The organism is Nocardia sp. NPDC052112 (assembly GCF_040680135.1).
Lineage (GTDB): Bacteria > Actinomycetota > Actinomycetes > Mycobacteriales > Mycobacteriaceae > Nocardia.
Genome location: NZ_JBFAWD010000035.1, coordinates 40,122 through 64,585, shown reverse-complemented (window position 1 = coordinate 64,585; position 24,464 = coordinate 40,122). Strand labels below are relative to the sequence as shown.

The window sequence follows — 24,464 nt, the reverse complement described above, 5'->3', positions numbered from 1 at the left end:
AGCACACCTGGACATCTCGGTTAATCAACATTAACCTGAATTCCAGTTATCGGCGACTAACCGGATGGCAGGACGGCGTGATGACGGTGACCGAACAGGTCGAGGTCGACAACCGCACGGCGCATGGGGCGCTACTGGAGGATCTGCGCGCCCGGCTGGCCGCTGCGGCGCTCGGCGGGCCCGCGAAGGCACGCGAGCGGCATGTGGCCCGCGGCAAGCTGCTCCCACGGCAGCGGGTGGATCAACTGCTCGATCCGGGCAGCCCATTCCTCGAACTCTCACCGCTGGCCGCGATCGGCATGTACGACGACGAATCTCCCGGCGCCGGAATCATCACCGGTATCGGCCGGATCGCCGGGCGGGAATGTGTGATCGTGGCCAATGACGCCACGGTCAAGGGCGGCACCTACTACCCGATGACGGTGAAGAAGCATCTGCGCGCCCAAGAGGTCGCATTGCAGAACCAATTGCCGTGTGTATATCTCGTCGACTCCGGCGGCGCGTTCCTGCCACGGCAGGACGAGGTCTTCCCGGATCGGGAGCACTTCGGGCGCATCTTCTACAACCAGGCGACCATGAGCGCCAAGGGCATTGCGCAGATCGCCGCCGTACTCGGTTCCTGCACCGCCGGTGGCGCATACGTGCCCGCGATGAGCGACGAGGCGGTGATCGTGCGCAATCAGGGCACGATCTTCCTCGGCGGGCCGCCGCTGGTGCAGGCCGCGACCGGTGAGGTGGTCACCGCCGAGGAGCTGGGCGGCGGCGAATTACATTCGCGCACTTCGGGAGTCACCGATCATCTGGCCGAGGACGACCAGGATGCGCTGCGCATCGTGCGCCGCATCGTGGCCACGCTCGGCCCGCGCCCCGCCGCACCGTGGGAGGTGACGCCGACCGTCGCGACCGCGAAGCCGGAGTCCGAACTGTACGACGTGGTCCCCGTCGATCTGCGCACCCCATATGACGTACGCGAGGTCATCCACCGACTGGTCGACGGTGGCACCGACGCGGACAGTGGATTCCACGAATTCAAGTCCGAATACGGCAAGACGCTCGTCACCGGATTCGCCCGCATCCACGGCCATCCGGTCGGCATCGTCGCCAATAACGGCGTGCTGTTCAGCGAATCCGCCATGAAGGGCGCGCATTTCATCGAACTGTGCGATAAACGCAAGATTCCCCTGCTGTTCCTGCAGAACATCACCGGCTTCATGGTCGGGCGCGATTACGAGGCGGGTGGTATCGCCAAACACGGCGCCAAGATGGTCACCGCCGTGGCCTGCGCACGAGTGCCGAAGCTCACCGTGGTGATCGGCGGATCGTATGGCGCGGGCAACTATTCGATGTGCGGGCGCGCGTATTCGCCGCGCTTCCTGTGGATGTGGCCCAATGCGCGAATTTCGGTCATGGGAGGCGAACAGGCCGCCTCGGTGCTTTCGACGGTGCGCGGAGATCAACTCGACAGCAGCGGACAGCCGTGGTCGGCCGCGGACGAGGAGGCATTCAAGGCGCCGATCCGGGAACAGTACGAACATCAGGGCAATCCGTACTACTCGACCGCGCGGCTCTGGGATGACGGCGTGATCGACCCCGCCGATACCAGAACCGTACTCGGACTTGCCCTTTCGGTGTGTGCGCAGGCACCGCTCGAACCCGTTTCCTACGGCGTCTTCCGGATGTGAGCGCGATGATGAACAATTCCCATCCCATTGGTTTCGACACCGTGCTCGTCGCCAACCGCGGCGAGATCGCGGTGCGCGTCATTCGCACCTTGCGCACCATGGGGATTCGCTCCGTCGCGGTTTACAGCGATGCGGACGCGCAGGCCAGGCACGTGCACGAGGCCGATACCGCCGTGCGGCTCGGTCCGGCACCGGCGCGGGAAAGCTATCTCGATATCGAGAAAGTGGTCGCCGCGGCGGTGCGCACCGGCGCCGAGGCCGTGCATCCCGGCTACGGATTCCTCTCCGAGAATGCCGCTTTCGCCGCCGCGCTGGCCGAGGCGGGCATCGTCTTCCTCGGACCGCCCGCCGAGGCGATCGAGATCATGGGCGACAAGATCGCGGCGAAGAACACCGTCGCCACCTTCGATGTGCCCGTAGTCCCCGGTATCGCGCGTCCGGGCCTTACCGACGCCGAATTGATCGACGCCGCAACCGATATCGGCTATCCGGTACTGGTCAAGCCGTCGGCGGGAGGTGGCGGCAAGGGTATGCGGCTGGTCGAGGAGCCATCGGCATTGCCCGCCGCGCTGGTCAGCGCCCGGCGTGAGGCGGCCGCGGCATTCGGTGACGACACCCTCTTCCTGGAGCGATTCGTCACCCGGCCACGCCATATCGAGGTGCAGATCCTGGCCGACCAATTCGGCCACGTGATCCACCTCGGTGAACGCGAGTGCAGTCTGCAGCGGCGGCATCAGAAGGTCATCGAGGAGGCACCGTCACCGCTGCTGGACGCGGCGACGAGGGCGCGCATCGGCGCGGCCGCGTGCAATACCGCGCGCAGCGTCGACTATGTCGGTGCGGGCACGGTCGAATTCATCGTGTCCGCCGATCGGCCGGACGAATTCTTCTTCATGGAGATGAATACCCGGCTGCAGGTGGAACATCCGGTCACCGAACTGGTCACCGGGATCGACCTGGTGGAGTGCCAGGTGCGGATCGCGGCCGGGCAGAAGCTCGCGGTCGACCAGGATGAGCTGAAGCTCGTCGGACATGCGATCGAAGCCCGTGTCTACGCCGAGGATCCCGGCCGCGGCTTCCTGCCCACCGGCGGCACGGTGCTCGACCTGTCCGAGCCCGAAGGTAGCGGCGTGCGGGTGGATTCGGGCCTGCGTATCGGCACCGTCGTCGGCAGCGATTACGACCCGATGCTCTCGAAGGTCATCGTGCACGGCGCCGATCGCCGTACCGCACTCGCGAAACTCGATCGGGCACTGAGCGATACCGTGCTGCTCGGCGTCACCAGCAATATCGAGTTCCTGCGCTTCCTGCTGGCCGACCAGGATGTGGTCGCGGGGAAACTCGATACCGGACTGCTGGATCGCCGGGTCGGCGACTTCCGACCCACCGCCGTCGGCGCGGACGAATTCATCGCCGCCGCCGCCTATCACTGGCTGCGGCGCTGGCCCGCGACGGCGAGCGATCCGTGGGACATCCCGTCCGGGTGGCGCATCGGCACACCCGCACCGACCACCATCCGGCTCGCCGGTGGTGACCGCACCGAGCACGTCTACCTGACCGGTACGCCCGATGCCGCCGAGGCGCACCTCAACAGCGGCGAATCGGTCACGGTCACTGCCGATTTCACCGACGGAATGCTCGTCCTGACGCTGGACGGCCTGCGCCGGGAGTACCGCGTCGCCGAGCACGACGGACAGCTCTGGGTGGCCGGACCGTCCGGTGTCGCGGTGCTGCGCGAGGTGGCCGAGGTAAATGTCCGCGGCGGCGCCGAACACGTCGGTGACGCCGAAATCCGCAGCCCCATGCCGGGTTCGGTGATCGCGGTACCGGTCGCCGATGGTGCCACCGTCGCCGTCGGGGCCCCGGTCGTGGTGGTCGAGGCCATGAAGATGGAGCACACGCTCACCGCACCGGTGGCGGGCACCGTCGAGGTCCTGGTCCAACCGGGCGCCCAGGTCCGCCTGGACCAGCCGCTGGTGCGGATCATCGCGGCCGCCACCGAACCCGAAACCGTCGAGCGAGAAGGAATTTCCGCATGAGTGAGCGAAGCGAACGAACAATGAACACAGCCGACCTGTCGGGCATGACGGAGCCGAGCGTCAGCGAGGCGCGGTCATGACCGACTTTTTGTCCACCGGCACACTGCCCGAGGACTATCGCGACCTCGCACTGACGGTGCGGGATTTCGCGAAGTCGGTGGTCGCCCCGGTCGCCGCCGAACACGATGCGAACCATACGTTTCCGTACGAGGTCGTCGCGGGTATGGCCGAGATGGGTCTATTCGGTCTGCCGTTCCCGGAGGAGTACGGCGGCATGGGCGGCGACTACTTCGCACTGTGCCTGGCGCTGGAGGAACTCGGCAAGGTCGATCAGAGCGTGGCGATCACACTCGAGGCCGGTGTTTCGCTCGGTGCCATGCCCATCTACCGCTTCGGCAATGATAAGCAGAAGCAGGAATGGCTGCCGCAGTTGACAAGTGGCCGCAATCTCGCCGCCTTCGGCCTCACCGAACCCGGTGCGGGCAGCGATGCGGGCGGCACCAGGACCACCGCGGTCGCCGACAGCGGCGAATGGGTCATCAATGGCAGCAAGCAGTTCATCACCAACTCCGGCACCGATATCACCAGACTGGTGACCGTGACCGCGGTGACCGGGCAGTCGGGTGGCAAGAAGGAGATCTCGACCATCCTGGTGCCCACCGACACCCCCGGATTCGTAGCCGAACCCGCCTACAACAAGGTCGGCTGGAATGCCTCTGATACCCATCCGTTGAGCTTCACCGACGTCCGAGTGCCGGAGGAGAATCTGCTCGGCGAGCGCGGTCGCGGCTACGCCAACTTCCTGCGCATTCTCGACGAGGGCCGGATTGCCATCGCGGCGCTGTCGGTGGGCGCGGCCCAGGGCTGTGTCGACGAGAGCGTGCGCTACGCCAAGGAGCGCGAGGCCTTCGGTCAGGCCATCGGCCGCAATCAGGCCATTGCCTTCAAGATCGCCCGCATGGCGGCACGCGCCCATGCCGCGCGTACCGCCTACTATGACGCCGCCGCACTCATGCTGTCGGGCAAACCCTTCAAGAAGGAAGCCTCCATCGCGAAGCTGGTGGCCAGCGAGGCCGCCATGGACAATGCCCGCGACGCCACCCAGATCTTCGGTGGCTACGGCTTCATGAACGAATACGCGGTGGCCAGGCACTATCGCGACAGCAAGATCCTGGAGATCGGCGAGGGCACAACGGAGGTGCAGTTGATGCTGATCGGACGGGAGCTGGGCCTGTGACGGAGACGGACGCCCCACGCCGGGTGGTGCAGCGCGGCCTGTGGTTCGAGGAGTTCGAGACCGGTGTGGTGTACGAGCACCGGCCGGGCCGGACCATTACCGAGGCCGACAATGTCCTGTTCACCACGCTGACCATGAATACCCAGGCGCTGCACCTGGACGCGGCCTTCAGCGATCAGCTGCCGCCGTTCCACCAGCGTCTGGTGAATTCGATGTTCACCCTGTCCACCCTGATCGGTCTCTCGGTCGCGCAGCTGACCCAGGGCACGATCGTCGCCAATCTGGGGTTCTCGGAGATCGCCTTCCCGAAGCCGCTGTTCCACGGCGACACCATGTACGCCGAAACCGTGGTCACCGACAAGCGCGAATCGAAGAGCCGTCCCGGCGAGGGCATCGTCACCTTTTCGCATACGGCCCGCAATCAGCACGGCGATATCGTGGCCACAGCGGTACGCCAGACGCTGGTACGCAAGGAACCGAGGTCCGCATGAGTTGGCAACTGCCCGGACCGGCCTGGCTGTTCTGCCCGGCCGACCGCCCCGAACGCTTCGAAAAGGCCGCCGCGGCAGCCGATGTGGTGATCATCGATCTCGAGGACGGGGTCGCCGCCGGAGATAAGGCGGCCGGGCGCAATGCGCTCGTCGAAACCCCACTCGATCCCGAGACCACCGTGGTGCGGATCAATGCCGTCGGCACCGATGAGCACGAGCTGGATCTCGCGGCGCTGGCGCGCACCGAATATCGGCGGATCATGCTGGCGAAGGCCGAATCCGCCGAACAACTCGGCTCACTCGCCGACTACGAGGTGATCGCGCTGATCGAATCGCCGCTCGGCGCCATGGCGGTCGGGCGAGCGGTATTGGCGCGCAATGCGATCGGGGTCATGTGGGGTGCGGAGGATCTGGTCGCCGGGCTCGGCGGCAACTCCAGTCGGCATGCCGATGGCAGCTATCGCGATGTGGCCCGCCATGTTCGCTCGACCACCCTGCTCGCGGCCAAGGCGTACGGCAAATTCGCGCTCGACTCGGTGTATCTGAACATCCGCGATCTCGACGGATTGCGCGCCGAAGCGCTCGACGCGGTCGCGGTCGGCTTCGACGCCAAGGTGGCGATCCATCCGAGCCAGGTGCCGGTCATCCGGGCGGCCTACGCGCCGTCGGAGGACGAAATCGACTGGGCACGCAGGGTGCTCGATGAGGTCCCGAACCATCGGGGTGTCTTCGCATTCGAGGGCCGCATGGTGGATGCCCCGGTGCTACGGCATGCCGAGCAGATCGTGCGGCGCGCGAACCACACCTGATTTTCGAAGACTCAGCCAGGAGGTAATGCGGTGCAACCACAATGGGTGCCGACCGAATCAGATATCGCGGCGGCGCGCATCACCGACTTCGCCCGGTTCGCGGCTGCCCGCACCGGAGGGTCGACGCCGGACTACCGATCGCTGTGGCAGTGGTCGGTCGACGATCTGCCCGGTTTCTGGGGTGCGCTGTGGGATTACTTCGAGCTCGGCCCGATCGCGGGCAAGGTGCTGGCGAGCGCCGAAATGCCGGACGCGCAGTGGTTTCCGGGCACCCGGCTGAACTATGTCGATCAGGTGGTACGGCAGTTCCGCACCGACCGGCCCGCCATCATCGCGGTGACCGAGGACGCTGCGGTGCGCGAGGTGTCCTGGAGCGAATTGATCGACAGCACCGCGGCATTCGCGCGCACACTGCGCTCGCTCGGTGTGCGCCCAGGTGATCGGGTCGCCGGATACTTGCCGAATATTCCGGAGGCGGTGATCGCCTTTCTGGCCACCGCGAGCATCGGTGCGGTGTGGAGCGCTTGTGGTCAGGACTATTCGCCCAAGGCGGCGTTGGACCGGCTCGGCCAGCTCGAACCCACCGTGCTGATCACCGCCGACGGCTACCGATTCGGTGGCAAGACGCACGACAAACGCGACGATATCGCGGCGCTGCGGGCCGGGCTCGACACCGTGCAGACGACGGTCGCCGTCTCCCAGCTCGGCCTGCCGGTTCCGGACGCTCTGGCCTGGACCGAGGCGGCCACCGATGTCGAGACCGCTGTCATCGAGACCGAGACGGTCGATTTCGATCATCCGTTGTGGATCGTCTTCTCCTCCGGCACCACCGGACTGCCCAAGGGCATCGTGCACGGGCACGGCGGCGTGGTGTTGGAACATCTCAAAGCCGTTGCGCTGCAGGCCGATATCGGCCCCGAGGACACCTTCTTCTGGTACACCAGCCCGAGCTGGATGATGTGGAACTTCCAGGTCGCCGGGCTGCTGGTCGGTGCGACCATCGTCTGCTACGACGGCAGTCCCACCTTTCCGGCCCCGGATGCGCTGTGGCACATTGCATCCCAGGTCGGCGCGACCGTCCTCGGCACGAGTCCCGGCTATGTGCTCGCCTGTATCAAGGCGGGTGCGGTGCCACGCACCGACCACGATCTCACCGCGCTGCGGCAGGTGGGCATCACCGGTTCGGCACTGCCGCCCGCGTCGGCGGTGTGGTTGGGCGACAATGTCGGTGACCATGTGCAGGTCGCCTCGATCAGCGGCGGCACCGATGTGGTCTCCGCCTTCATCGGCGGCGCGCGGACCGTACCGACCTGGCCGGGCGAGCTTTCCGCGCCCTACCTGGGTGTCGCACTGGAGGCCTTCGACGCCGACGGCAAGCCGGTCCGCGACGAGGTCGGCGAACTCGTCATCACCAAACCCATGCCGTCCATGCCGGTGCGTTTCTGGCACGATCCGGACGGAATCCGGTACCACGACGCGTATTTCGACATGTTCCCCGGCGTCTGGCGGCACGGCGACTGGATCACCATCACCGATCGCGGCAGTATCGTGGTGCACGGTCGCTCCGACTCCACCCTCAACCGGCACGGCATCCGCATGGGCAGCGCCGATATCTACCAGTCCGTCGAGCGCCTCCCCGAAATCACCGAGGCCCTGGTCATCGGCGCTGAACAACCAGACGGCGGCTACTGGATGCCGCTGTTCGTCACTCTCACCCCCGGCACCGACCTGACCGACGACCTGAAAACCCGCATCAACACCACCATCCGCACCGAGGTCTCCCCCCGCCACGTTCCCGACGAAATCATCGTCGCCCCCGGCATTCCCCACACCCGCACCGGCAAGAAACTCGAGGTCCCGATCAAGAAACTCTTCCAGGGCGCCGACCCCACCCGCGTCGTCGAACGCAGCGCGGTCGACAATCCGGAACTCCTCGACTGGTACGCCGCCGTTCGCCCGGCCGAGAAGTGAACCAGCGCACCGGCCGTGGATGCACGGTCGGATATCTGATCCGGATACGGCTGAGGAGAGGGCTATCCGGATCGAGTTTCGATAGCCTTCCGAATAAGCGTCCGCGCCGCTTCACCCGTTGCGGATTGCCTAGCGAGAATATCGAACGCACGACCATAGAGAGAAATCTGCCGGGGCTGGGTAATGGTGATGCCAGCCGTATGGCCTTCAACCTTTACCATTCGGTTGTCGAACATAAAGAAGTTATCCACCACAACCAAGCCTTCGGCAGTATGTGGAACAATCCCCAAAGTCACCCGAGGCATCCCGATTACCGAATACAAGCGGTCCAGCTGGCCAATCATCACCTCATCGTTCCCAAAGGTGGTATAGAGCGATTGTTCAGCCATCAGTATGTGGAATCGTTTACCCTTTTGATAAAGGACACGTTGCCGCTCCATTCGCTTTGAAACGGCTTCGTCTAAATCGTCGGGAATCTGATAGAACGCTATAACGTTTCTCATGATCGCTGTTGCGTAATCGGCCGTTTGGAGCAAACCCGACACAACGGCTGACTCCCAGTTTCGAATGAACGTAGCTTGTGATTCGACCTTCATCGTCTGCTGTTGCCGACGCTTCATGCCCGTACCGAGCAGTTGACGCCACTCAACATATGCACTGTCGATGTTGTGCAGTGTGGCTAGGAGGTCTTCGAGCTGGTCATTGGCATCACAGTGACGGCAGTAAGCGCGGACGACGATATCTGACACATTCAGTCGCGCGTACTCGTACTTGCTGACCTTCGACTCGTGCCAGCCCTCGAGGCGGGCGAGCTCTCGGCCGGACATTCCGGCGCGTCGCCGAATTTCCCGTAGACGTTTACCGAGAGCTTCCCGGGCTTCCTGAACCGAGCTGGTCACTGGATAGAAATCATCCGCGCATACTCGTCATACGGCGTCGCCGAATTCCAGAGTCGATCCTTGACACCCCGACAGTAGGAGACAATCGCTGGATCGTCGGTTACCGCCGACCCGCCAACCGCCCGGCCGTCCTTATCGGAAAGGTTGAATGCCACGGTTTCATAGTCGATCAACCACCAATCGTCTTTTGGCACTTCCCCGGCAAGGTGACGTGGAAGATAACGAATCTCCTCGCCAGCTTCTACGTTGAACGCCGCCATAGTCAGTGACCAGCGCTGGTAGTCGCTGTGCGGAACAGTGACTACGCGAACCCGTTTGAACGATACTCCGTGTGCCACAAGTTCCTGAACAAAATTAGACCAGCCCTCGTACCATTTCCGATAATCGAATGGCTCGTTGGTCAAGAACTTTTGGAAAGGCTCGTCTTCCGATGGCACTCCGTACGAGTCCCGGACCTCCAAATGGAATGCTTCGTGTCTGGATTCTGCCAGAATTTCACGAGTCGGCCGGAATTCCAAAATAGATCCTCTCTGCCTTCGGAACCTCGATAGCTGTTTCGTAGTCTTCCATGGTCATCTGATCCAACGTGTCCTGGTCGATGACCAGTCGGCCGGACAGAGTGAAGGTGCCGCGTCCGGTATCCCTCATCGGTGCCCCGATGTATGTGCGAGGTTCAGCGAACCCGACCAAGAGGTGCGGGATCTCCACAGTTTCCGGCTGATCGGTCCGCCATCCGAGGACGACGTAGGAGCCTTCGTCGGTGGCGAACAGCGTCGGACAGCCGTCATGATTCGATCCACCCTTGCCGAGGTAACGCAAGCGCATGGCCGCAACTCCTGTCTATGAATGTGCTGCTCTTTGCAGCACATCCGACTATGTTCCCTTCTCCCAGAACAGCATGCACCCAAATCGCATAGACATTGGCAAGTATTGGCACACTTCTGACGTCCGCCGGTCGGCCTTTCGTAGCGTCGGAGTCGGCCCCGTGACATGTGACGCCAACCGGTCACGGGGTGCCTACCAAGGACGCGGCCGAGCCGAGGAGAGCACGCGTGTTGAACAGACGACAGTCACAGCCTGATTGTGTTCTGCCGCACCGAAACCCGTTCGTCGGCCCACCACGGCCCGAGGGTCAAGGCCGGTGGCAACCGCCTCCCACCGAAGTGATCGAACTGTTCGTCGTTGCGGTCAATCAGTGGAGTTACCAGGCCGACCCTGATGAATCGTCCCGGCGCCGGGGTTTGGCGTCCCCCGACATCGGGCGCACCAACAGGGAGGCGTGATGCGCCGAGTCGAGTTGCGGACCGCGCGAACCGAGGACGGTCACAAGGTCGCGGTGTGGCAGTTGGTAGCGCGTATGCCGCGTGTCCTGCGCGTGCAGTTTCCTACGGAGCATTTCACCGCTTACCGAGTGCCGTCCAAGACACCGCTCTACGGAGCGCAACTCGGCACGATCGGATTCGACGCGTATCCGGATTTGGCCGACGCCCGAGAGCTGCTTCCGCAGCACGAAGACCTGTGGAACGTCCTGCGCGATGACTATTGGGCGGTGCTGCTCAGTACAGCGGATCATCCAAATCCGTTGAGGGCGTGAAAATGCCATCCGATCTCGATCCGTCTCGTTCGCGGGAGACAACTCCTTCCGTACGGGCGTTGCTCGCGCAGTTCCACGAAGAGACCCTGCAGAAGCTCGCCATTGCTCCGACCGATAGCGACCCGATCTACCAGGCCGCAGACGGCTCGCTGAGCCGGGTCGAGGACAGCTGGATATCCGACTCGGACGCCGAAATCGACAAAGCCGATGCGGCCACGATCCAGCCGACCAGCGGTCGCGCGGTTCCGCGCGCCGGTGAATCCGCTGGAGACCAAACCGGCCGCGGCCGTTATGGATAGCGATGAACCGCCGGACCATCGATGCGACCGGTCGTGAATGCGCTGTCGGATGACCTAGCTGCCGAAGAGGATGACCCGCATCAGGTGTGCGACCCGCTGCTGCGAGCACAGCGGGTTATCGGGTCCGAGCCACTGGCCGAGGTCGACCACCAATGCCAGCGCGGCATGTACCAATACCCGCGCCTCGGCCGGGGACAACTTCGGCCGGACCCCGATGAGCAGTTTGGCCCACTCTTCGACATTGAGCCGCTGGATATTTCGCAGTACGGTGCGGTCCTCCGGGGGCACATTGCTGATCTCCGCGTAGTAGACGAAGGTCAGGTCGCGCTCGGCGAAGGAGCCCTGCACATAGAGCTCGATCAGGGTGCTCAGTGCCTGTTCCGGAGTATCCGATGCGGCGATGGCGGGACCGATGGCCGCCGAAACCCGGTCCGCGGCACGGCGGAACGCGGCCGCGAGCAGGTCGCCCTTGCTGCGGTAGAAGCGATACACCGCCGACGATGCGGGTAGGCCCGCCGCATTGGCGATATCCTCGACGCTCACATTGGGATATCCGTGTTCATGGAACAGCTCGATGGCCCGCACCAGCAGCAGCTCGTGTTTGAAGGTGAGCGGAACCTCCTTCGCGCCAAGGGTTTCGGTGTCATCGCCGGATGCGGGCAGATCAGCGGCGATCACCGCATGGCAGGCCGAGCGCAGCAGGGCCGCCAATGCGCGCACGGGCACCGCGACGTGATGATCGGAGATGCTGCCGATGACGCTCATCGCGGCGGCCGACAGTACCGCCCGGTCTCGGTCGGGCAACTCGGGGCGGGTCTCGGCGAGCAGTTCGCGGGCAGCCGAATCGGTGGTGATCAGGTGATCGATGAGGATCTGGCGGTCGGCTTCCGCCAGATAGCGGTTCTGCCAGCGCAGCAGTGCGGCGCTGCGGCGATTGGCGATGGAGGCCGCGATCAGGGCATCGAGTATGTGGTCCAAGCGCTCGGCGGCGGGCCGGTCACGCAGTCGCTCGGGCAGGCGCACGGCCTCGGTGCTCAGTCCGGCCAATCGCAGCGCCTCCTCCCGGAACAGGGCGTATTTGCTCGGATAGTGCCGATACAGTGCGGTAGAGCTGATATCGAGGCGCGAGGCGATGTCCTCCATGCTCACGCCGTGGTAGCCGAACGAACCGAAGGCCTCCGCGGAGGCGGCGGCGATCTGCGCCCGTCGGTTGCGCGGGCGGCGGCGCACCTCACGCGATGGCGCGGTGCGGTCTGCGGTCGCGTCCTCCGTTGCGCGACGATCCTCGGCATCCATCCCGCGATGTTAGCCCAACCGGACGCTTGCTCGACGCCTCTTCCCAGTGCTGAAATCGTGTTGAATGCAAGATCACAAAAGGATATAGAATTAGGCTATTACGTGGATGACTTCCGGCGTATGAACAAAGAATGATCGATAACATAATGCGACCCGACGATGGGTCGCACAGCCAAGTGCGGGCGCAGACTACGCGCGGGCCGGGCGGCCGAACAGGACCAGCTGCATAAGCAACCGCACTCGGGCCGGGGCGGCGATCGGTTCGGTGCTGAAGGTCCGCCCCAGATCGACCACCAACGCGAAGGCGGCATGGATGAGGAAGCGGGCCTCGGCAGGTGAGAGCTCCGGGCGCACATCGCGCAGCAGCCGCGCCCACTCTTCGACGCTGAGCCGCTGGATATTTCGCAGCACGGTGCGCTCGTCGCTCGGAACATGCTGGAACTCTGTGTAATACACGAAGGTCAGTGCGCGTTCGGAGAACGAGCCCTCGACGTACTGTTCGATCAGCGTGGTCAGCGCCGCTTCCGAGTCGGCCGCCGCCGCCACCGCCGGGCCGATCGCACCGGAAACCCGGTCGGCCGCCCGTCTGAACGCGGCCGCGAGCAGATCGCTCTTGCCCCGATAGAACCGGTACACCGCCGATGCGGCGGAAAGCCCTGCGGCAGTGGCGATTTCCTCGACGCTGACATTCGGATAGCCGCGATCGTGAAAGAGTTCGACGGCCTTGCGCAGCAACAGCTCATGTTTGAACGAATCCGGAATCTCCGCCGCCACCGGCAGTTCGGCATCCGCTTCGACCGCGGGCAGCTCGGCGGGCACGATCGACCAGCAGGCCGAACTCAATAGCCGGGCAAGGGATTTCGCGGGCAGGTTGGCATGGTGATCGGCGATGCTGGTGATCACGCTGAGCAGGGCGGCACGCAACACCCGCAGTTCGTCATCGGCGAGTTCCGGTCGCAATGCGGCCAATTGCACACCGATCGCACCCACGACGGCGAGCTGCTGGTCGGTCAGGACAGCCAGATCCTCCGGTTCGAGATAGCGGCCCTCCCAGCGCACCAGCGTGACGGTCGGCCGATTCTCGATCGTGACGCCGATCAGAGCGTCGAGTACTTGGCGCAGCCGCCGCTCCGGCGTCCAGGGCTTACCCACCCCGCCGACTCCGTCGGCTGCCATCCCCCGGCTCGCGGCGGCCTCGGGCAGCTCGACCGAGTCCGTCATGGCCCGGCCCACCCGCAGCAATTCCGCTCGGAACAGCGCGTACTTGCTCGGATAGTGCCGGTACAGCGCCGCCGAGCTGATGCCGAGCCCGGAGGCGATGTCCTCCATGCTCACGCCGTGATAACCCAGCGCGCCGAACGCGGCCGCCGAGGCCGCCGCGATCTGGGCCCGCCGATTCTTCGGCCTGCGCCGAATCTCCCGCGGTGCCGAGTCGCCGCTGACCGCCTTGCGCGCCGTACGGCGATTGTCGACACTCATGCGGCCATGGTATCGACCCTCCGACCACCCCAACTGTCTAGGTCGGTCTGATTTGCCCAGGTGGGACAAGCAGTCGAAGTCTCCCATGCGTATTGCTTCAAGTATCTCACTGTATATATTCTTGGATATATGAAGACAATGATCGACGTGAATGACGAAGCCCTGGCCTTGGCGGCCAAGGAGCTGGGGACAACCACAAAGAAGGACACGGTGAACGCGGCCTTGGAGTTCGTCGCGGAACGCCGACGCCGGATCGACCAGGTACTGAACGATCCGTATGGATTCGGCGTCGGACCGGATATCGGTGACGCGGAGGTCATGGACCAGGCGCGCCGTTGAGCGAAACCACTCCCCTCCGGCTGCACCTCATCGATACCTCCGCAAGCGCTCGACTCAGACATGAGGGGGTGCGAGTTGTGCTGGCCGGCCTCATCGCCGATCGTGCTGCGGCGACCTGCGTCACTGTCGACCTGGAAGCCGGCTACTCGGGCCGCAATCTTGCTGACGTGCAGAACATTGCGCAACGCCGACGCGGTCTCTATGTCAATCTCCCCATCAACGAAACCATTGCCGACCGCGCGCGTGAGGTACAGCAATTGATGGCGCGCAAGAGTCAGCATCGAGCCACTGGCATCGTGGATCTGATGACAGCGGCCGTCGCCGAGTTCCATGGTGCGGTCTTGGTGCATTACGACGCTGACTTCGAACACATTGCCGCGGTTACGAGGCAACCGCATGTTTGGGTGGTGCCGCAAGGAAGCCTCGATAAGACGTGAGACTACGGGTGCCCTGTCACCTCGGCTCAGCCATATTGTCAGGGCGCGTCGGCGGCGTGTCGGGCAGCAACAGGGCGAAGGCGATGCCGATGGCATTGGCGGCAACGGCCCACCAGAACGTGCTGGCATAGGCATTGCTCAGTGCGGCGGGCGTGCGTTCGGCGGCGGCGATGTGTTGGGCGAGGATGACCGCCATCAGGGCGGCACCGAGTGTTCCGCCGACGCGCGAGAGGATCTGTAGCACGCTGCTGGCATGACCGGCCGCGGTAGACGGCAGATTGCGGTAACCGGCCGCCATCGCAGGCATCATGGTCGCGCCGAAACCGAGGCCACGGACGGCGAGGACACCGGCCAGCAGCCAGTAGGACGTAGTTGTCGAAACCTGGGTCAGCGCAAGCGCACTCAGCGTTGTCAGGATGCTGCCCGCGAGGACAACGCGCCGTGGTCCGTAGGCGTCGGTGAGCTTGCCCGCGATGGGCATGGCCAATGCGGTGCCGACTCCCTGTGGGGCCATGAGCAATCCGGCCAGCAGTGCGCTCTCGGCTCGAACCTGTTGGTAGTACAGCGGAATCAGCAGCATTACGCCGAAGATCGTGAGGCCGAGCGATAGCGAAACCACGCTCGCGCCGGTGAACGCCCGGTCACGGAAGTAGCCGAGCGGAATGAGGGCCCGCTCGCCGTGGCCGACGGCGTACCGACCGAACAGGGCCATCAGCGCGATACCGCCGAGCATGGTGAGCCACACTTCGGCGGGTGCGAAGCTGCCGTCCTCACCTGCCCGCGACAACCCGTAGACGAGCAGCGCGAGTCCGGGGCCGAGCAGCGCCAACCCGCGAAAGTCGAACGGCTGCGAGCGCTTCGACACCGCATCCGTAGGCAGCAGTCGCATGCTGAGGAGTACCGACACCGCGCCCACCGGAACATTGATCAAGAAGATCCACCGCCACGAGACATTGTCGATCAGCGCGCCGCCCAATACCGGCCCGAGGATCGGGGCCAGCATGGCGGGCACACCGACCACGGTCATCGCCCGGCCCATTCGGTGGGGTCCCGCGGCCCGCGCCAGAATCGTCTGCGCCACCGGCATGAGCAACGCACCGGCGGCACCCTGGGCGATGCGAAAGGCGATGAGGCTGTCGGCATTCCACGCGGCCGCACACAGTCCCGACGTAATCGTGAAAGCGGCGGTGGCCAGCACGAACACCTGTTTCCCGCCGAACCGTTCGGTCAGCCAACCGGTGGTCGGGATGACCACGGCGAGCGCGAGCAGGTAACCGGTGACGATCCATTGGATCGTCGGCAATCCGGCATCGAGCTCACGCCCGAGTGTGCGCAGTGCGACATTGACGATCGTGGTGTCCAGCATGCTCATGAAGACGCCGACCACCACGACCAGGCCGAGTCGGATCAGTTGGGGATCGAGACGTTCTTCGGATGTTTGTTCGGCTCGCATGGCTCGACGCTAGAAGGCTAAGTGGGTCGCATGTGTAACACTTAAGTGGTGAGCGAATCCGTTCGCCGTCGCGGACCACGCAGTGACGCGCAGCGCAATGACGAGCACATTCTGCGCACCGCGGCGCGGGTGCTCGCCGACGATCCGCACGCCACCATCCAGCGCATCGCCGACGAGGCCGAGGTCGCCCGGATGACCATCTACCGGCGCTACCGCAACCGCGATGCCATTCGACGCGCCATTCATGACACCGCCGCCATCGAGGCCCAGCGGGTCATCAGCGACGCGCGCGACCGCGAACTCGATCCGCGCACCGCACTGCGCGAACTCATCATCGAAATGGCCGCGATCATCCAGCGCTATCCGATGTTGTCGGTGAACACCGCCTGGCAGCCACTCCCCGCCGACACCCACCGGCCCTCACCGCCACCGGCCGCCCGACGCATGCACCAGGCGGTCTTCGAACTCGTCGAACGCGGCCAAGCCGAGGGCGTCCTCCGCTCGGACCTGCCACCGGAGCTGTTGCCCCAGGCCATCGTCGGCACCCTGCACATCGTCACCCGCTTCGCCCGCAGCCGCCGCGCCGATCCGTCCGAACTCGGCGTCCAGGTGGCCGAACTGCTGCTCACCGGTTTCTCCATCCGGTGAAATAGCAAGTGCCGGTCACGGTTTCGCGTAGCCGGAGGCAGGAGCGCGGGTTCAGGTGGCGGGTGGAGTGCGCGGCTGTCCACTGGGCAGGTGCGGCGCGATGCGGACGAGATCGATCCCGGCGAGGAATTGCTCGCGGCCGTCGTGCTCGCGCAGCTGGTTCGCGACGGCCCGGGTGAACGGGTAGTCGTCTGGGTCGAGCTCTTCCCATGCCGTCGACACAGCGCCCAGGAACTCGGCGCGGTCGACGTCCGGCCCGAGTACGCGGGCATTCGCAGTGTTCGCCCGATGAGCCGCTCGTCTTATCGCAGCCGTCCCGGGGCTAGGACCGGGGTGGCGTGGCGAGCGGTGAGTTCACCTTGTCGACCAGCCAGCGGCCGTCCACCTTTGCCAACCGCATCACCATGGACAGCTGACCGGGGGCCGGCTTGCCCTGGGTGCCCATGCTGGTGATGGTCTGGCCGATGACGACAATGGCTTCGGCGGAGGTGGTGTCGCCGGATTTGATCGCGCACTGGACGTCGTTGACCTTCGAGACCACCTCGCCTTGGGTGAGGACGTCGCGTAATTCCGTGCTGGTGCTGTCGAATTGCCTTTTCCAGTCGCCGGTGGCGCCGTCCAGGACTGCGGCGAAGTATTTGTCCAGGTTCTTGGCGTCGTAGTCGGCGAGTACGGGCGCGTATCGGCAGGCGGCGAGGCGGGCGTCCTCGTGGGCGGTGACGATGGCCTTGTTGTCCTTGTTCTGGAGGTAGAAGAACACCGTGGACGCGAGCGCGGCGACGAGCAGCGAGGCGGTAGCGGCGCGGTAGGCGAACGCGGTGCGCTGACTGGGCGCCCGGAGGAACGCATACCGTTCGGCCGCAGTCGCTTTCGCGCTCGCATCGGGTGCGGCACTCGTGTTCGCGTCGATATCCTGATCGAGCGAACCTGTTTCCTCGGGCGCAGCGGCATCGGCCTGCGCGTTCTCGTTGTCACTCATATTTCTCGTTCCTATCTGCCGGGTACGGGTCGGGAGAGTTCATTGCCGGTGACGCCGGGCGGCGGGCCGGAGCCGTTGTCCGGCACATCCGGCCGTGGCGCGTTCGCCGAACCACGAATCTGCAGCGCGGGATCGGTGGTGACGCAGTAGTTGTAGAGCCGCACCCTGGTATCGACGGTCTTCTCGGTCGGCACCACCGGGATCGTCTGGTAATCGCAGGTCGGCCGCGGCCATGGATCGACCATCGTGTTATAGGCATTGTCGTGCGCCGGAATCCCGATGGCCTCCGAACCCGCTCGCAGCGCCGGGAACAGTGCTTCGATGGCCGGTTGGCGAAGTTTGGCCGCCTTGGTGATGGCGACGAAGTTGGTGATCAGATTGGTCATCGGATCCTGTGTGTCGTGCACGATGCCGCCGAGGGTGGCCAATTGATCGGGCCCGAGTTCGAGGAATCTGCGCACTTCCTGATCAGCCGCGGTCAACTGTTGGAACAGTGCGCTCGAGCCGGTGGTCAGCGTGGTCAGATCGGGTTGGGCGTGGGTGGTGGTTTCGGCGATAACCTGCAAGTTCTCGATGAGTCGCTGGGTCTGCGGCAGCAGATCGGTCAGGCCGGACATGGCCCGGCTGATGCCGGCGACCATATTGCGCAACCGATCCGGACCACCGGCCAGCGCCTTGTCGAGTTCATCGATGATCACAGTGAGCCGGGCCGGATTCATGCCGCCGACCAGCCCGCTCATATTCGTGAGCACCGACTGGACCGTCACCGGTGTGCTCGTCGCCGATCGCTCGACGATCGAACCGTCGGACAGATACGGTCCGCTATCGGAATCGGGGCGGAAATCCAGGTACTGCTCCCCCGCCGCCGAGAGCCGGCCGACGGCGACGGTACCGCCCACCGGAATCCTTGCGGTGTCGTCGATTTCGGCAATGGCGGCCACACCGTCACCGGATACCCGAACGTCGAGCACCTTGCCGACCCGACTGCCACGAAAGGTGACGTCATTGTTCGGCGCGAGTCCACCGGAACTCTTCAGCTCGACCCGGACCCGATAGGTGCTCGGCAGCGGATTGATCCGCAGGACGGCCGCACCGAGATAGGACATGCCGAGCACGAGCACGACGATCAACCCGATATCGGCCACGGCGATCCGATGCCGAACCAGCCAGTGCCACAGCGGAATATTCATCGTCCACCGCCCTGCAGTCGTCCGATGACCTTCTGCATCACCTCGGCGAGACTGCCGATAAATGCTGGTACGTCACCGATTTCCGGCCAGCGGCTGCCCTTCGGATCGGTGAGCGCGCCGATATCGAGATAGGAGACCGTCGCGGCGACGGCAAGCACCGGTCCGTCGTAGCTGGCCATGACATTCGGATAGATGGCATGCAGGCCGTCCAGCGTGCCTGCCAGATTGTCGCCCATCTGGGTGAATCCGGACATCAGCCGCTGGATGCTGTCGAACAGGCTCAGGAATTCCGGACCGGTGGTATCGGTGAAATCACCGAGCGCGGACATGGTGACCGAGACCTTGGCGACGAGTTCGGCAATGCTCCTGTTGTTTTCGGCGACCAATCCGATCAGCGGCGGAAAGGTATCCGCGGCCGCCCCCAATTCCGCTTTACGCCTGGCCAATTCGCCGGTGAGCACATTCAGTCCGGAGAGCACGCTGTCGACATCGGCGGTGCGCGCGTTCAGTGCCGCGAGCACATCGGTCAGCTCGGTGATCAGATGTGCGAGCTGCGGTGCGCGCCCGGCGAACATCGAATTCATTTCGGTGGTTATCCGCGCAACCTGATTGAGCCCACCACCATTGAGCAGCATCGAGATCGACATCATCAGCTGTTCGACCGATGCGCCGGTGCCGGTGTGGTCGGGTGCGATGGTATCGCCGGGCCGCAGCATCTCGGCACTGCCCTGGTCAGCGGGCAGGGTCATGGCGACGAACATGTCACCGAGCGGGGTGGCCTGGCGCAGTTCCGCGGTGGTACCGCGAGGCAGCTGAATGTCCTGCCGAATCCGCATTTCGACATCGGCGAGGAAGTTCGTGGTGCTGATCTCGGAGACCATGCCGATTTCGGTGCCGCCGATCTTCACGTGCGCATTCGCCGGCAGGTTGAGCGCGTCTTCGAATACGGCGTGCAGCTCATATCCGGGACCGCCGATGCCCGGCTTCGGCAGCGGCACGTTATCGACGGTCACGGCACACCCGGCCGCGGCCACGACAACCGTTGCCGCGACGAAAGCCGCACGCGCCGCACTCATTCGGTGATCCCGAGCAGCGCGGCGGTCAACCCGAAGTCGGGCCCGAAGTCCTGGATCTTCCCGGTGCGGCAACCATCGAGGCGCAGCTGGATGCGCTCACAGAACAGCGAAAGCGCCTCGCCGTCCAGCACAGCCTTGTCCAACAGACCGTGCAGGCGCAGTGCCTGGTTCTCCCGGCTCACGGCATTCGAGAAGTTCTCGAAGAACAGCGGCGCCAGATCGGTGATTTCGGTGAGCCCACGGGCATTGGCCCGCATCTGCGCGGTCAATGTCGTGAATCGGGTGAGCGCGCCGAGCAGTTGTTCCCGGTTCTGGCCGACCACGGTCGCGGTATTGGTGACGAAGTCGTCGAGCTGGGTGATCACCGCCTGCAGTCCCGGCGCCTGCTCCCCCATCAGCTGCACGAGTTCGGTGAGCCGACCGCTGAAATCCCGTACCGTCTGGTCGTTCTGGGCGATTATCTCGGTGATCTCATTGAGTTTTACGATGGTATTCGAGATCTGATCACCATTGGCAAGGGTGACCTCGAATGCGGAGGACAGATCGTCCAGCGTTTCGCGCAGCTTGTCGCCGTTGCCGTTCAGCAGCGGGAACAGCACCCGACTCGCCATCGGTCCGGTTTCGTTGTCGCCCTTCAATGCCGCGCCGAGTTGATCGAACGTTTCGAGAATGCGGTCGAGTTCGACCGGGGTACGGGTCCGGGCCAGCGGAATGTGCTGGCCGTCGGTCAGCACCGGACCATTGCCCGCATAGGCGGGAGCGAGTTCCACATGCCGATTGGTGATCAGCTGTGGTGAGACCAGCGCCGCGATGGCGTCGGTGGGGATGCGCACGCTCTTGTCGATGGACATGGTGACTTCGACGTAGCTGCCCTTGGGGGTCACGGTATCGACCCGGCCGACCGGAACGCCGAGCACCGCGACGTCGTTGCCCGCGTAGAGACCGGCGACATTCTCGAAATCGGCACTGATCTGCAGGTGTTCACCGAGATATCGACCGGGCAGTGCGGTGAGGCTGTCGGGCAGCAGCGAACAGCCGGTCGCCACCGTCACGGCCAGGCCGAGCACCGTCGATTTCAGTAAGGTCCGCATCTTCATCAGTTGCACCCCGGTACGGCTCGGGCGAAGCACAGCCAGTTGTCCGGAAATACCCATGGCGCCCACACATCGCCGTACGGGCCGTTGCCGAGGGCATTGTTGAACTGCCGCAATGCGACCGGCATGATTTCATAGAGCGAATCGAGGTTGTCCCGGTTCTTTTCCAGGCCCTCGGACATGGTGTTCAGATTCTGGATGAGCGGGCCGAGTTGATCCTGGTTCTCCAGGCCCATCTGCTGCAGCAGCCGCGACAGGCTCGCGACATTGTCGAGCAGTTGCTTCAGCAGGTTCTGCCGCAGCGCGACCGCATTGCCGATGGCCTCGCCGCGGGTCAGTAGCAGCAGCACGCTATTGCGGTTGTCGGAGGCGAGTTGGGCCACCTGATCCATGCTCTTCAGCAGCGTATCCACCTCGTCGCGGCGGTCATTGATCACCTTGGCCAGGGCGCCGATGCTGTTCAGCGCCTCGACGGTGAGCTGCGGGGAGTCCCCCATCTGCTGACTGAGCACATCCAGTGACTGCCGCAATTTCGCCGGATCCAGGCGTTCGATGCGCTCGAAGGACGATGTGTAGGTCGGATCCCGAACAACCTTGCCGAGGTTGTACGGCACCGAGGTCTGTGTCAACGGAATTCGGTTGTCCGGCAGTCCTTTTCCATTGCCCGGCACCAATTCGACATGCAGTTTGCCGAGAATGGTCGCCATCTCGATGGCGGCCGAGGCATCCGGCCCGAGACGAAGATCCTTGCGCACCTTCAGATCCACGACGACCTTCGCGCCATCGAGTCGCACGGCACGCACCGAACCGACCTCGATGCCGGAGATATCCACCGATGCTCCCGAGCGCAGACCCGCCGCCTGTGCGAATTCGGCGTGAATCGTCTTCTCGCCCAGATGCGCCTGCGATAGCGCACTCGAGCCGACCAGCAGCACGACGACCGAACCGGCCGCGAGCAGTCCGAGCCACAGCAGGCGATTGCGCACCGGACGCACCCGCCCCAGTAATGCCATCATCGGCAGACCTCCGAATGAGAATTGCCGCCCACCTGCGAGAACAGCCCGGGTGGCAGCAATACGCCCCACAGCGAAACATCCAGCGAGCAGAGGTAGGCGTTGGCATATGCGCCATAGCTGGTGAACCGGGCGAGACCATTGAGGACGGTCGGCAGCTCGACCGCCGACTGATCCAAGGACGCGCCATTGAGGATCAGCAGGGCGACACCACTGCTGGCATCGTTTTGTGCCCGAGCCAGATTCGGCTTCACCTGAGCAATCAGTGCCGCCAGCGAATCGGTGGATCGAGCCACGGTATCGACCGACGATTTCAGCGACTCGCCCTGTGCGTACAGCGATTCCACCAGCGAACGCGCCTGCGTGATAAGGGTTTCCAGCTCGCCGCCGCGATGGGCCAGACCCGCGATCACACTGCTGAGATTGCTGATGACATCGCCGAGAATCCGGTCCCGCTGACCGAAGGTGCCCGCGAGTTCGGCGGCCTGGGTGATCAGGGCACTGAGCGAGACATTGTTGCCCTGCAGGGCCTGGATCAAGGTCTCCGACAGCGAATTGACCTGATCCGGTTGCAGCACACTGAACAGCGGTTCGAATCCCGACAGCAGCGATGACACATCGAAGGAGGGTTCGGTGCGCTCGACGGGAATCACCGCCCCGGCGGCCAGCACCGTGCCCTCGTCCTTGCCGGGAACCAGGGCGATATAACGCTGACCGATCAGATTCTGGTAGCGCACCAGGGCTTTCGTGGTCGTGGTCAGCCGTTGATTGTGCTGGATGCGGAAGTCGACGCGCGCCTGGTAATCGCCGTCGAAGTAGATGGCGTCGACCCGCCCGACCCGCACACCCGCCATCCTGATGTCATCGCCGACGCGCAGGCCCAGCACGTCGGTGAAGGTGGCGGAGTACGAATCGGTATCGCCGGTTACCGAACGTTGCAGCGTCGACCAGATCGTGTACGTCAGCAGGACGGCGACCACGGCGAACAGACTGAATCCGGTCAGTGCTTTTCCTGATTTCATGTCCTCACCGCCCTGCATCCGCTGCGGTGTCGGACACGGTGACCGAGCCACCGGCCAATACCGGAGCCAAGAGCAGGTACTGCGCGGTGGTCGGTCGGCCGCCGACGATTGCCGCGGCGGCATCGAGACCGCGCAGCTCCGAATTCGGCTGGGCAGGTCGATCGGTCGCGGCGGCTGGTGCGGCCGTGCCTGGAATCATCGCCAGCCCTGGAAAACTCGGCAGACCGGGAAGACTCGGCAGACCGGAAATACCCGGTAGCCCCGGCGCGGGAGCACTGGGCGCTGGACCCGCGGTCGCCAACCGCTTCGGCATGAGCTGCGGCGGAAACTCCTGCGGCGGTGCGACATCCGGCACCGTAGTGCCGCCACAGCGCGGACCGGCCATGGTGCCGTAGTGCGGACAGTCCTTGGCCGTGTACTGCTGGAACGGCGTAAAACTGACATCCATCTTCCACACCATCTGCCGACTAGGCCCGAATCCGAAGGTGGTGCGCACCCGTTGCAGCGCGGCATTGAAGTTGGCGGCGGTATCCGGGATGGCCTGCGGATCCCTGGCCAGGCCACCGAACAGGCCGTCGAGCCCGACGACCAGGTCCTTGCCGGAGTCCGGATTCCGCGCGAACAAGGCATTGACCGAATCGACCGCACCGCTGGCATTGGTCAGCAAGGCGACGAGGCTGTCGCGCCGCTCGGTGAGTGTGCGCGCGGTGGTCACCGAATCCGAGAGCACGCCGACCAGATCCGGCGCCGAAACGCTCAGCGCTGTCGCGGCCCGGCCGAGGTTGCCGAGCAGATCGCCGATGCCGGGAATCGCGTGCATCTGGGTCAGCCAGGTATCGAGGCGTTCGATGGTGGAACCCGGCACCCGCGCGGCGGGATCGAGTGCGTCGGCTAGCGTCGCGAGCACCCGGCCCAGTTTCTCCGGCTGGATGTGGTCGAGCACATCGCGCAGCACGCTGAGCGTGGTCTGCAACTGCACGGTGGCGTCGCTGGTGTCCTCGGGAATGCGGGCGCCCGCGCGCAGGGTTTCGGTGGCGTGCCCGTTGTCGACGAGTTCGATGGCGGTCACGCCGAAGATATTGTCGGGGATCACGCGAGCGGTGACATTCGCCGGAATCAGGCCCGCTACAGCGGGTTTCAGCTCGAGGGCGGCATCCTGACGCTCGCCCTGGGCAACGACATCGACACCGGCGACCGAACCGACGACCATGCCGCGGAACTTCACATCGGCATGGGTCGGCAGCCCGTCGCCGGTGCTGGTGAGCACCGCGACGACCGACACCTTGCCCTGGAAATAGCCGGTATAGCGCAGGCCGAGCAGGTACAGCAGCAAGGCCGTCGCCGTGGCCATGGCGATTCCGGCGAGAGTGAGTTGACGTGCGGTGGGTCCACGCCCACTGGGATCGAGCAGCATCGC

General features: G+C 64.5%; 25 protein-coding genes. 11 read left to right on the top strand and 14 right to left on the bottom strand.

Translation table 11 applies throughout. The features are described from left to right. Nucleotides 1–80 precede the first annotated feature (80 nt). From AB0L58_RS38915 to AB0L58_RS38890, 6 genes are all read left to right on the top strand, one after another. Entirely contained in the window at nucleotides 81–1,682 is a 1,602-nt protein-coding gene (locus AB0L58_RS38915) for a carboxyl transferase domain-containing protein (RefSeq protein ID WP_364395533.1), read from the top strand. A 5-nt stretch (nucleotides 1,683–1,687) separates the two neighbouring features. Continuing rightward, nucleotides 1,688–3,721 (top strand): acetyl/propionyl/methylcrotonyl-CoA carboxylase subunit alpha, encoded by a 2,034-nt coding sequence (locus AB0L58_RS38910; protein WP_364395531.1) that lies wholly within the window; start codon nucleotides 1,688–1,690, stop codon nucleotides 3,719–3,721. 76 nt (nucleotides 3,722–3,797) lie between these two features. Further along, entirely contained in the window at nucleotides 3,798–4,958 is a 1,161-nt protein-coding gene (locus AB0L58_RS38905; protein ID WP_364395528.1) for an acyl-CoA dehydrogenase family protein, read from the top strand. Continuing rightward, on the top strand, nucleotides 4,955–5,449 hold the full coding sequence (locus tag AB0L58_RS38900) for a MaoC family dehydratase (protein ID WP_364395523.1): 495 nt from the start codon (nucleotides 4,955–4,957) through the stop codon (nucleotides 5,447–5,449). The genes AB0L58_RS38905 and AB0L58_RS38900 overlap by 4 nt, the downstream gene beginning before the upstream one ends. Then, nucleotides 5,446–6,258, top strand: coding sequence for a CoA ester lyase (locus tag AB0L58_RS38895; RefSeq protein ID WP_364395521.1), 813 nt, complete (start codon nucleotides 5,446–5,448; stop codon nucleotides 6,256–6,258). The genes AB0L58_RS38900 and AB0L58_RS38895 overlap by 4 nt, the downstream gene beginning before the upstream one ends. A 30-nt stretch (nucleotides 6,259–6,288) precedes the next feature. Then, nucleotides 6,289–8,229 (top strand): acetoacetate--CoA ligase, encoded by a 1,941-nt coding sequence (locus tag AB0L58_RS38890; RefSeq protein WP_364395519.1) that lies wholly within the window; start codon nucleotides 6,289–6,291, stop codon nucleotides 8,227–8,229. Nucleotides 8,230–8,291: 62 nt separating this feature from the next. On the opposite strand, the gene AB0L58_RS38885 is transcribed toward AB0L58_RS38890, so the two are convergent. From AB0L58_RS38885 to AB0L58_RS38875, 3 genes are read right to left on the bottom strand one after another with little or no spacing between them, the layout of a single operon-like run. Beyond that, nucleotides 8,292–9,128, bottom strand: a complete 837-nt coding sequence (locus AB0L58_RS38885; RefSeq protein WP_364395517.1) for a helix-turn-helix transcriptional regulator — start codon at nucleotides 9,126–9,128, stop codon at nucleotides 8,292–8,294. Then, nucleotides 9,125–9,646: a DUF6879 family protein gene (locus AB0L58_RS38880; protein WP_364395515.1), complete on the bottom strand. Its 522-nt coding sequence runs from the start codon at nucleotides 9,644–9,646 to the stop codon at nucleotides 9,125–9,127. Before AB0L58_RS38880 ends, AB0L58_RS38885 begins: the two co-directional genes overlap by 4 nt. Further along, nucleotides 9,624–9,953, bottom strand: coding sequence for a hypothetical protein (locus AB0L58_RS38875; protein WP_364395513.1), 330 nt, complete (start codon nucleotides 9,951–9,953; stop codon nucleotides 9,624–9,626). Before AB0L58_RS38875 ends, AB0L58_RS38880 begins: the two co-directional genes overlap by 23 nt. Nucleotides 9,954–10,410: 457 nt before the next feature. On the opposite strand from AB0L58_RS38875, the gene AB0L58_RS38870 reads away from it, so the two are divergent. Both AB0L58_RS38870 and AB0L58_RS38865 read left to right on the top strand, forming a co-directional pair. Beyond that, on the top strand, nucleotides 10,411–10,722 hold the full coding sequence (locus AB0L58_RS38870; protein WP_364395511.1) for a hypothetical protein: 312 nt from the start codon (nucleotides 10,411–10,413) through the stop codon (nucleotides 10,720–10,722). 2 nt (nucleotides 10,723–10,724) lie between these two features. Next, nucleotides 10,725–11,021: a hypothetical protein gene (locus AB0L58_RS38865; protein ID WP_364395509.1), complete on the top strand. Its 297-nt coding sequence runs from the start codon at nucleotides 10,725–10,727 to the stop codon at nucleotides 11,019–11,021. 54 nt (nucleotides 11,022–11,075) lie between these two features. On the opposite strand, the gene AB0L58_RS38860 is transcribed toward AB0L58_RS38865, so the two are convergent. Both AB0L58_RS38860 and AB0L58_RS38855 read right to left on the bottom strand, forming a co-directional pair. Next, nucleotides 11,076–12,317, bottom strand: coding sequence for a TetR/AcrR family transcriptional regulator (locus AB0L58_RS38860; RefSeq protein WP_364395507.1), 1,242 nt, complete (start codon nucleotides 12,315–12,317; stop codon nucleotides 11,076–11,078). Between the two features lie 189 nt (nucleotides 12,318–12,506). Further along, the gene (locus tag AB0L58_RS38855) at nucleotides 12,507–13,796 is read right to left on the bottom strand and encodes a TetR family transcriptional regulator (RefSeq protein WP_364395505.1); all 1,290 of its coding nucleotides are present in this window, start codon (nucleotides 13,794–13,796) and stop codon (nucleotides 12,507–12,509) included. 129 nt (nucleotides 13,797–13,925) lie between these two features. Here AB0L58_RS38855 and AB0L58_RS38850 point away from each other — a divergent pair, with 129 nt between their 5' ends. Continuing rightward, nucleotides 13,926–14,135, top strand: a complete 210-nt coding sequence (locus tag AB0L58_RS38850) for a type II toxin-antitoxin system VapB family antitoxin (protein ID WP_364395503.1) — start codon at nucleotides 13,926–13,928, stop codon at nucleotides 14,133–14,135. Beyond that, nucleotides 14,132–14,572, top strand: coding sequence for a PIN domain nuclease (locus AB0L58_RS38845; protein ID WP_364395501.1), 441 nt, complete (start codon nucleotides 14,132–14,134; stop codon nucleotides 14,570–14,572). Before AB0L58_RS38850 ends, AB0L58_RS38845 begins: the two co-directional genes overlap by 4 nt. 16 nt (nucleotides 14,573–14,588) lie before the next feature. Here AB0L58_RS38845 and AB0L58_RS38840 read toward each other — a convergent pair whose 3' ends face one another. After that, on the bottom strand, nucleotides 14,589–16,025 hold the full coding sequence (locus tag AB0L58_RS38840; RefSeq protein WP_364395499.1) for an MDR family MFS transporter: 1,437 nt from the start codon (nucleotides 16,023–16,025) through the stop codon (nucleotides 14,589–14,591). Nucleotides 16,026–16,073: 48 nt separating this feature from the next. Between AB0L58_RS38840 and AB0L58_RS38835 the strand changes: the two genes are divergently transcribed. After that, the gene (locus AB0L58_RS38835) at nucleotides 16,074–16,673 is read left to right on the top strand and encodes a helix-turn-helix domain-containing protein (protein ID WP_364395497.1); all 600 of its coding nucleotides are present in this window, start codon (nucleotides 16,074–16,076) and stop codon (nucleotides 16,671–16,673) included. A 51-nt stretch (nucleotides 16,674–16,724) separates the two neighbouring features. Here the strand turns inward: AB0L58_RS38835 and AB0L58_RS38830 are convergent, their stop codons facing one another. The 8 genes from AB0L58_RS38830 to AB0L58_RS38795 form a co-directional block, all read right to left on the bottom strand. Then, nucleotides 16,725–16,895 (bottom strand): hypothetical protein, encoded by a 171-nt coding sequence (locus AB0L58_RS38830; protein ID WP_364395495.1) that lies wholly within the window; start codon nucleotides 16,893–16,895, stop codon nucleotides 16,725–16,727. Between the two features lie 100 nt (nucleotides 16,896–16,995). After that, a complete protein-coding gene (locus tag AB0L58_RS38825) occupies nucleotides 16,996–17,652 on the bottom strand; it encodes a hypothetical protein (RefSeq protein ID WP_364395493.1) in 657 nt (218 codons plus the stop codon). Between the two features lie 11 nt (nucleotides 17,653–17,663). Beyond that, entirely contained in the window at nucleotides 17,664–18,842 is a 1,179-nt protein-coding gene (locus AB0L58_RS38820; protein ID WP_364395491.1) for an MCE family protein, read from the bottom strand. Continuing rightward, complete coding sequence (locus AB0L58_RS38815) at nucleotides 18,839–19,918, bottom strand: MCE family protein (protein WP_364395489.1); 1,080 nt, start codon at nucleotides 19,916–19,918, stop codon at nucleotides 18,839–18,841. Before AB0L58_RS38815 ends, AB0L58_RS38820 begins: the two co-directional genes overlap by 4 nt. Then, on the bottom strand, nucleotides 19,915–21,015 hold the full coding sequence (locus AB0L58_RS38810) for an MCE family protein (protein WP_364395487.1): 1,101 nt from the start codon (nucleotides 21,013–21,015) through the stop codon (nucleotides 19,915–19,917). The genes AB0L58_RS38815 and AB0L58_RS38810 overlap by 4 nt, the downstream gene beginning before the upstream one ends. Then, a complete protein-coding gene (locus AB0L58_RS38805; protein WP_364395570.1) occupies nucleotides 21,015–22,025 on the bottom strand; it encodes an MCE family protein in 1,011 nt (336 codons plus the stop codon). Before AB0L58_RS38805 ends, AB0L58_RS38810 begins: the two co-directional genes overlap by 1 nt. Continuing rightward, complete coding sequence (locus AB0L58_RS38800) at nucleotides 22,025–23,047, bottom strand: MlaD family protein (RefSeq protein WP_364395485.1); 1,023 nt, start codon at nucleotides 23,045–23,047, stop codon at nucleotides 22,025–22,027. The genes AB0L58_RS38805 and AB0L58_RS38800 overlap by 1 nt, the downstream gene beginning before the upstream one ends. Nucleotides 23,048–23,051: 4 nt before the next feature. Further along, nucleotides 23,052–24,461 (bottom strand): MCE family protein, encoded by a 1,410-nt coding sequence (locus tag AB0L58_RS38795; protein ID WP_364395483.1) that lies wholly within the window; start codon nucleotides 24,459–24,461, stop codon nucleotides 23,052–23,054. Nucleotides 24,462–24,464 lie beyond the last annotated feature (3 nt).

Bases quoted from the DNA above. Each gene is read 5' to 3' on its own strand.
- AB0L58_RS38915 (WP_364395533.1), top strand. From the start codon at position 81: ATGACGGTGACCGAACAGGTCGAGGTCGACAACCGCACGGCGCATGGG.
- AB0L58_RS38910 (WP_364395531.1), top strand. From the start codon at position 1,688: ATGATGAACAATTCCCATCCCATTGGTTTCGACACCGTGCTCGTCGCC.
- AB0L58_RS38905 (WP_364395528.1), top strand. From the start codon at position 3,798: ATGACCGACTTTTTGTCCACCGGCACACTGCCCGAGGACTATCGCGAC.
- AB0L58_RS38895 (WP_364395521.1), top strand. From the start codon at position 5,446: ATGAGTTGGCAACTGCCCGGACCGGCCTGGCTGTTCTGCCCGGCCGAC.
- AB0L58_RS38875 (WP_364395513.1), bottom strand. From the start codon at position 9,953: ATGCGCTTGCGTTACCTCGGCAAGGGTGGATCGAATCATGACGGCTGT.
- AB0L58_RS38870 (WP_364395511.1), top strand. From the start codon at position 10,411: ATGCGCCGAGTCGAGTTGCGGACCGCGCGAACCGAGGACGGTCACAAG.
- AB0L58_RS38865 (WP_364395509.1), top strand. From the start codon at position 10,725: ATGCCATCCGATCTCGATCCGTCTCGTTCGCGGGAGACAACTCCTTCC.
- AB0L58_RS38860 (WP_364395507.1), bottom strand. From the start codon at position 12,317: ATGGATGCCGAGGATCGTCGCGCAACGGAGGACGCGACCGCAGACCGC.
- AB0L58_RS38855 (WP_364395505.1), bottom strand. From the start codon at position 13,796: ATGAGTGTCGACAATCGCCGTACGGCGCGCAAGGCGGTCAGCGGCGAC.
- AB0L58_RS38850 (WP_364395503.1), top strand. From the start codon at position 13,926: ATGAAGACAATGATCGACGTGAATGACGAAGCCCTGGCCTTGGCGGCC.
- AB0L58_RS38840 (WP_364395499.1), bottom strand. From the start codon at position 16,025: ATGCGAGCCGAACAAACATCCGAAGAACGTCTCGATCCCCAACTGATC.
- AB0L58_RS38825 (WP_364395493.1), bottom strand. From the start codon at position 17,652: ATGAGTGACAACGAGAACGCGCAGGCCGATGCCGCTGCGCCCGAGGAA.
- AB0L58_RS38820 (WP_364395491.1), bottom strand. From the start codon at position 18,842: ATGAATATTCCGCTGTGGCACTGGCTGGTTCGGCATCGGATCGCCGTG.
- AB0L58_RS38815 (WP_364395489.1), bottom strand. From the start codon at position 19,918: ATGAGTGCGGCGCGTGCGGCTTTCGTCGCGGCAACGGTTGTCGTGGCC.
- AB0L58_RS38810 (WP_364395487.1), bottom strand. From the start codon at position 21,015: ATGAAGATGCGGACCTTACTGAAATCGACGGTGCTCGGCCTGGCCGTG.
- AB0L58_RS38805 (WP_364395570.1), bottom strand. From the start codon at position 22,025: ATGGCATTACTGGGGCGGGTGCGTCCGGTGCGCAATCGCCTGCTGTGG.
- AB0L58_RS38800 (WP_364395485.1), bottom strand. From the start codon at position 23,047: ATGAAATCAGGAAAAGCACTGACCGGATTCAGTCTGTTCGCCGTGGTC.
- AB0L58_RS38795 (WP_364395483.1), bottom strand. From the start codon at position 24,461: ATGCTGCTCGATCCCAGTGGGCGTGGACCCACCGCACGTCAACTCACT.